6 protein-coding genes are annotated in these 6766 nt (G+C 47.6%); all 6 read right to left on the bottom strand.

Annotation, left to right across the window (positions count from 1 at the left end):
• Positions 1-53: 53 nt before the first annotated feature.
• Positions 54-1796: a class I SAM-dependent DNA methyltransferase gene (locus tag Q8J68_RS09460; RefSeq protein ID WP_305311277.1), complete on the bottom strand. Its 1743-nt coding sequence runs from the start codon at positions 1794-1796 to the stop codon at positions 54-56.
• Between the two features lie 107 nt (positions 1797-1903).
• The gene (locus Q8J68_RS09455; RefSeq protein WP_305311276.1) at positions 1904-2302 is read right to left on the bottom strand and encodes a hypothetical protein; all 399 of its coding nucleotides are present in this window, start codon (positions 2300-2302) and stop codon (positions 1904-1906) included.
• A 48-nt stretch (positions 2303-2350) separates the two neighbouring features.
• Positions 2351-3010 (bottom strand): hypothetical protein, encoded by a 660-nt coding sequence (locus tag Q8J68_RS09450; RefSeq protein ID WP_305311275.1) that lies wholly within the window; start codon positions 3008-3010, stop codon positions 2351-2353.
• Positions 3011-3325: 315 nt separating this feature from the next.
• A complete protein-coding gene (locus Q8J68_RS09445; RefSeq protein ID WP_305311274.1) occupies positions 3326-4147 on the bottom strand; it encodes a DUF3800 domain-containing protein in 822 nt (273 codons plus the stop codon).
• A 17-nt stretch (positions 4148-4164) separates the two neighbouring features.
• Positions 4165-4416 carry a hypothetical protein gene (locus tag Q8J68_RS09440; protein ID WP_305311273.1) on the bottom strand — a complete coding sequence of 84 codons (252 nt, stop codon included), beginning with the start codon at positions 4414-4416 and terminating at the stop codon, positions 4165-4167.
• The gene (locus Q8J68_RS09435) at positions 4409-6427 is read right to left on the bottom strand and encodes a DEAD/DEAH box helicase (RefSeq protein WP_305311272.1); all 2019 of its coding nucleotides are present in this window, start codon (positions 6425-6427) and stop codon (positions 4409-4411) included. The genes Q8J68_RS09440 and Q8J68_RS09435 overlap by 8 nt, the downstream gene beginning before the upstream one ends.
• Positions 6428-6766: the final 339 nt, after the last annotated feature.

Genomic DNA, 6766 nt, shown 5'->3' with positions numbered 1-6766 from the left:
CCCCCCAAGCCACTCTACCCCACTCTCTTTATAGTTCTTGTACCGCTGGAAGCTCATGCCGACAACCCCTTGATCATCGTCATAATACGATCCGTGCATTCCTTCAACTCGGCATCGATTACAGCCAGCGAGCGGGGCGGTTCAAAAACATAGAAATGCCGGTTAAACGGAATCTCATAGCCTACCTTGGTCTTGTCATGGTCTATCCATGCATCCAGCGCGTGAGGCAGCACCTCTCTCTTGAAGTAAACCTCCACATCCTCGGAGAGCGGCACGTTCTCGGTATCCCGTAGGCTGCTGTCAGGCTCGGGTTTTCCCTTCAGTTTTCCCTTGCTCGCTAAAACTATCTTGCCTGCCTCGTCCCGCAATGGGCGCTCAACAGTAATGGTACTGTAGCCAAAATCCCGATTTTTGAAGATGCGGGATATCGGTTTGCCGTCCTTTTTGGCCTTCAGAAATTTGCCAAAGAGCCGGGTTATCTCGGCGATATGCTCGTCGGATAGCTCCTTGCGCTTGCTTCCAAGACTTTTTCTCATCTTCTGCCAGAAGCTGGAGGCGTCGATCAGTTGTAAGCGCCCCTTGCGGTGCGCCGGTTTTCGATTGCTGAGTATCCAGATATAGGTGCTGATGCCTGTGTTATAAAACATATCCGTCGGCAACCCAATAATCGCCTCCAACAGATCGTTCTCAAGCACATAGCGCCGGATCTCACTCTCGCCGCTCCCCGCACCGCCTGTAAAGAGCGGCGAGCCATTCAGGACTATTCCGAAGCGGCTGCCGCCGTCCACCGCAGGGCGCATCTTGCTGATGAGGTGAAGCAGAAAGAGTAACGAACCATCCGAGACGCGGGGCAGGCCAGGGCCGAAGCGGCCATTGAAGCCCTGTTGCTCGTGTTCTTTGCGGATTTCCTTTTCGACCTTTTTCCACTCAACACCGAAGGGTGGATTGGAGAGCATGTAGTCGAACGTCTTGAATGGATGACCGTCGGCGGCGAGGGTGTTGCCCGGCACAATGTTGGCAACGTTCTGGCCCTTAATGAGCATGTCGGCCTTACAGATAGCGTAAGATTCGTCGTTCAGTTCCTGTCCGAACATGGTCAGCCGGGCCTGTGGATTCAACTCCTCCAAGTGCTCTCCGGATATCGACAACATGCCACCTGTACCAGCAGTTGGGTCGTACATGGTACGGACAACTCCGGGCTTGGCCAGTACCTCGTCGTCCTCGATGAACAATAGGTTAACCATAAGGCGTATGACTTCGCGCGGGGTAAAATGTTCTCCGGCAGTCTCATTAGAAATTTCAGCAAATTTCCTGATCAATTCTTCAAAAACCAGCCCCATCTGGTTGTTGCTGACGGCTTCGGGGTGCAGGTCTATATTGGCAAACTTCTCTGAGACCTGATACAGCAATCCGGCCTTGGCCAAACGCTCAACCTGGGTGTAGAAATCAAACCGCTCGAAGATGTCTCTCACCGCTGGAGCGAAGGCCTGAATATAGGAAAAGAGGTTTTCCTTGATATGATCCTGGTCTCCCATCAACTTTTTCATGTCCATAGGTGAAGTGTTATAGAAGCTCTGCCCGGCCTTGCGCAACAGATATGGTTCTGGGTTGATCCCCGCTTTCTGCTTGTTGGAATACTCGGCCAGAACTTTTTCCTTGGTAGCTTCCAGTACGCAATCAAGACGACGCAACACAGTAAAGGGAAGGATAACCTTGCCGTATTCAGATTGTTTGTAGTCGCCGCGCAGCAAATCTGCGACGGACCAGATGAATGCAGATAGGTTTTGATGGTTCATAGATTTCCTTTTTCGATCCGAGTGTCCTGAACAGCCCCTAATTCAAGCAGACAAAACAATTAACCGCAAGGTTAACGACTCTATAGATAACAAAGCCAATCATAGTGTTATCTTCTCTGCTCCTTTGAAAAGTACTTGTCTATCCTATCATTCACCTGACGGATATCCTTTCTCAGTTCCTCTACAGACTTGTCAATCCTATCCTGAAGTTCCTTCTTATTTTCAGAGACATTCTTCTCCACAGTCTCTAATCCCTTACTCAAAGAGGCGAAGTTGTACACGACCCCGCCGAACACAACCATAATGGTCAGCACCCCTACTGCAATACCAACCCATAGGTTTGTTTTATGAAGTTTTGGCGATGGAGCCGTTTCCTTCGGAGGCGGGGTGGTCGACGGCGGCGTGTAATCCGTACTGTCGGCGTCAAAGTCATACGTCGTCTCCTCAGTCGCTGACACCGGCCGTTGCCGGAGACTTCTCCTGTAATCAGCCATCTGCTCGGGCATGGGTCTTTTCCTGGCGGGATTTCTCTGTCCTCTGTTCCGTCCCATGTGCTATTTCAGCTGGAAATTGAGGACAGACATTTTGACCGAGCTCTCAATGTAGGAGCCAGCGCTATTGAAATGCGCCCTGATGTCTATGTCACCCAATGTCCTTGTCGGCTCGTAATACATCTGATAGTCCACGGACACATGCATCTTTGTCGGGAACCCCGCTTTTTTGTCGTCCTCTCTCTCAGATGACACTTCGATGATGGCGTTCTGATAGTCGGCCTTCTTGTCAGGATGGTACAGGGCATCTTTTGCAGGGTTCTTCAGCGCCATCCTTATGTGTATGTTGTCAGGCGTCCCCTTCAGATCCATCTTCAGCAGATTGGTGAACAGTTCCTGCGCCGAATTCCCAAAGGGCGATATCGTGTATTTGAAGACAACCCCGAGACGGTTGATTTTACTCTTGGCCTCCGTCATCGAAACGACCTTCTGCGCCACTTCATCAAACATACCGCATACCGCATCCTGGGGGATAAGCGGTTCCGCCTGCATGTCGCATTCGAGAATCACTCCGTCGACCCCACACTTGAGGGACATGGTATCCTCCTCGTCTTTCATCTCAATGGTGAGCGCATCAACATTGCGCAACACTTTCGAGAAACAGTCGCTGGGGAAGTGCCCGAAGCCCTGAAGGGGAATCACCAGGTCAACAATCTCCCCCAACTTCCCGGACACCGCGAATGTCCTGACGTGTCTCAGCCCGAATATAAGGCGTTCCAATTTCCATGTGTCGTCCATAAAACCCCCTTAAATCCAGATACTATATTTCAGTTTTCATAGCAAAACTGTATCATGTCTGAGCCCATATAGAAAGAAATAAATCTTTAAAATCAAGAGAACGTAGGTTTCGTTGCCACGGCTTGGCAGGTTTGAACCTTTTTCTTGACGCCCCCCTTCTTTACCCTATAATTCATCAAAAGACCGCAGTCGACATGAAATTGAAATCATTACTCGCATCCGCTTATTGAGCAAGCCAAATCACATTTCTCGAATTGCTTTTGGTGCATGGGAAAAGAAAATATCCCCAAGCGGACATCGACCTTTTAATGGATAAATATGTGAACGACCTATACTAAGACTTGATATCAATTTTGCCCATTCTTCTATTCGTTCTGGTTCGTCAACATATCTTGGCTTCGTGTGATTTCCTTTTATTTCTGCATATCTACGCAAGAAGAAGGTTACAAAATCGGCAACCTGAATAAGAGGCACCTCGGCGGAATCTCCGAAATAAGGCACATCTACAATCTGATCAAGCCGTTCTTGCGTAAGCTGCTTATCGTAGTAGGTATCACACCATGCTGGCGGAAGATTGATCAAATCAGTAATACGTGTTCTCTCTCTTTCCTCATTATCAAAAATAATAATTGTATTTCCCTTAGTTTTCTCTTCTCTCTGGTACCGTTTTTGAATTGCTAAAATCAAATGAAGTGCCAAAAACCGCCACGGCGTAGATAATTCCTTTGGTATTTTACCGTTGCAAAGGCTGTCATAATAGGCTTCTTTCACGACTGCACTATATACTATATGATGTTTTCTCTCCTTCAACCACTCAAATATTGCCGTTATAACTTTAGCTCGGTCAGGCCCCTTCATTTGATACCAAACACCGCTCCCCGCATAAAAATCACGCGTATGAAGTTCTGCGAGTTTTTTTCCGACAATCTTTGATAAGACATCGAGCAGTTCATTCCAGTGTGCTTTAGTTACATGCATCCGTTGCGAATCAACGATAATCCCCACCATAGTCGCAACAGGTTCATCACCCGTTCCACTTTCATCAACGTAACAGACTTTCATTTATGACTCCTGGACTCCTATGGCGATATAACATTCCTTATCTGGTTTTCGATCTGGTTAAGATCCTCCCGGCTTTTTTCGACGATCTCCAGAAGGCAATCCGTACAATATGTCTTATCTCCCATCGTTCCGGGAATTGGAACATCAGCACAACGGCTGCCTCTGCATATTTCACGCTTGCATCTCGTACAATGTCTTCTCCCTTTCGCCACGATAAGACTTGGCATCTTGCCACTGATTAAGGACGGCGTCTTTCCCTTTTTAGTCATCTTCTGTAGCCCTCCTTTTTAAACGTCTGGTTAAAATGTTCAGGATTTCCTCTAAAGAGTTCATACCCCGAACGAAGTCCTCGGTTCTTAATGTTGCCCTCTGCCCTGATTTTATTTTCAGTATTTTGTCAACTTCATGATTTATCATTTGCACTGCAACAACAAAATTATTTCCTCCTGCAAAGCCAGATGCATACTTATAGGCCAGTTCCCTGCCGCCGGGCCTGAAACCCAGGCGATTCAGGAGAATATTAGCTGTCCGTTTCACCTCCTCTTGCAGTCTTTTTCTAGACTCCCTTCTCTGCGACTGAGGTTGAACTGGAAAGGGTTCCGATGCTTTTACGCGACGTGTTTTTTCGACCTTTCTGTTCTTGAGCGCTTCCGCAATTTTTTCTGCATCAAATCCCAGAAGTTCAGCATGTGCCTTCAATTCGGTAAGGAGATCTTCGTCATCTGAATTAACAAAATCCTCCTCGAAGAATTCAGATATCAGTTCTCTGTGAACTACCATCTCCGGCCTTAATTTCATCCTGGCTCGTCCCTCCAGGACTTCGGTAGGTGGCTCCGGTTCATTTCCCTGTATTAGCTCCTCAAAAAAAGCTTTATCTTCTCTTTCCAATTCGCGGAAGTCTGCCAACTGCCGATCGAGATTCAACCCGATGTGGCTTACAACATAGCCGAAGTTGTCGGGGTGACGTGCATCATTCTGAACAATGACCCTCATTGTCCGGCCAACGAACTGAACATACGGCGATAGCGACCTAAAGGGGCGGAAAATTGCTGCAACACTCAAGTGAGGATGGTCAAAACCCTCTCCGAGCATCTGGACCTGAACGATGCAGTCGAGAAGGCCTGACTTCAATTTCTGCAATACCTCGACCCGCTTGTCCTCCGGCATGTTGCTATGGATTTCAGCTGCTTCATACCCGCGCTCTGCATACATCGACCGTATGCTTTGCGCATGTGCAACAGAACAGGCAACAGCTATAAGCTGGTGATGGGTGCCTGACTGTCTTAATTTATCGAGCTTATCCAAGCTGGCATCCACTATATGCTTGTTGCACTCGGGAGCAAGCGCCACGCCGCGACTGAACCACTCTTCCTCTTTGAGTTTCAGAACTTCATCCAGCGTGTGACGTTTCTGATCGCCCTTATAAGTAAAATAGAGCTCCGCGGGTGCCACATATACAGCCTGCAGTCTCTTTATATATCCCTTTAACGCTGCGCGCTTGAAAGAATATCGATAAACAAGCTCTCCCTCAATATCTTTTCTATCGCTTCGGAAAGGAGTCGCGGTCAGGTTTACTACTTTTGCTTCCGAAAATTTGGCGAAGACTTTTTCCCAACTCGGAGCCGCGCTATGATGGCCTTCGTCCACAATTATCATGTCAAAGAATTTTTCAGGGAACGCAGGCAACCATTTGTCAGCACTGCTGGCAAGTTGCTGAATATTGGTCAATACAATATGTGACTGCATGCAATCATGAATGTTCGCATCTTTTCCATCCAATACTGCTATGTATGGCCCGGCCATCATTTCTTCCGAAGTCAAAACATTACACTTATTCCAGAAGCAATACCTTCTGTTAGTAATGTCTAAATTTTTCTTCAGCTCATCGCGGATAGTCAGATTTGGTGCAATTATCAAGACCCTCCCCCGAGAAATTCCAAAGGGCAAAATAGATATGAGACCTGATTTTCCGCATCCAACCGGGAGTTGAACAATAGCTCTTTGCCCCCCCTTTGAAAAAAAGTCCAGCGTTGCACTATACCCTTCCCGCTGCGGATCTCGTAGGAGAAAATTGTCATCGATAAATGCTTCCGCACTCACGAAGAATTCAGTCAATGGTTTATTTGCCCTCAGCCAGATATTCAAATCGGTCTTGCTAAATCGCCATACCTTACCGATCTTGTTACTGGGAACGCGGCCCTGTTGAGCGAGTGAATACAAATTACTGGAGCTAATGCCGAGGTACTTTGCGGCGTCTTCTGCGTTAAACCAGTCTGACATTTATAACCTCCCTTCCTTCCATGTCAATATATCACGTGCTGATATTTAGTGTCAACTGCTATTAATTGATATTATATGATGACATTTCACAAAGAGAGTCCTTAGTATCATGCGGGCCAAGCTTCGGGGCCGATGCGGGCCTGTTTGCCGAACTTAGTACTGCAGGATGCTAAGACAATATCTGTAGACGGACCGTCTTGAAGAACAGACAAGGCAATTGGCTGCGTAAGCTAAAACCAGCTGAGGATGCCAGAGCAAATGTGCGCAAGATTCTTGACACTATCGAGGGGCGCGCGGGCTTAGCTGAAATTCGTTTTCATTCCTGCGGCGTGCCCCTTG

This window comes from Methanolobus sp. (assembly GCF_030682845.1).
GTDB lineage: Archaea > Halobacteriota > Methanosarcinia > Methanosarcinales > Methanosarcinaceae > Methanolobus.
Note: the sequence above shows the minus strand (reverse complement) of the source record. Positions and strands in the feature narration are given on the sequence as shown.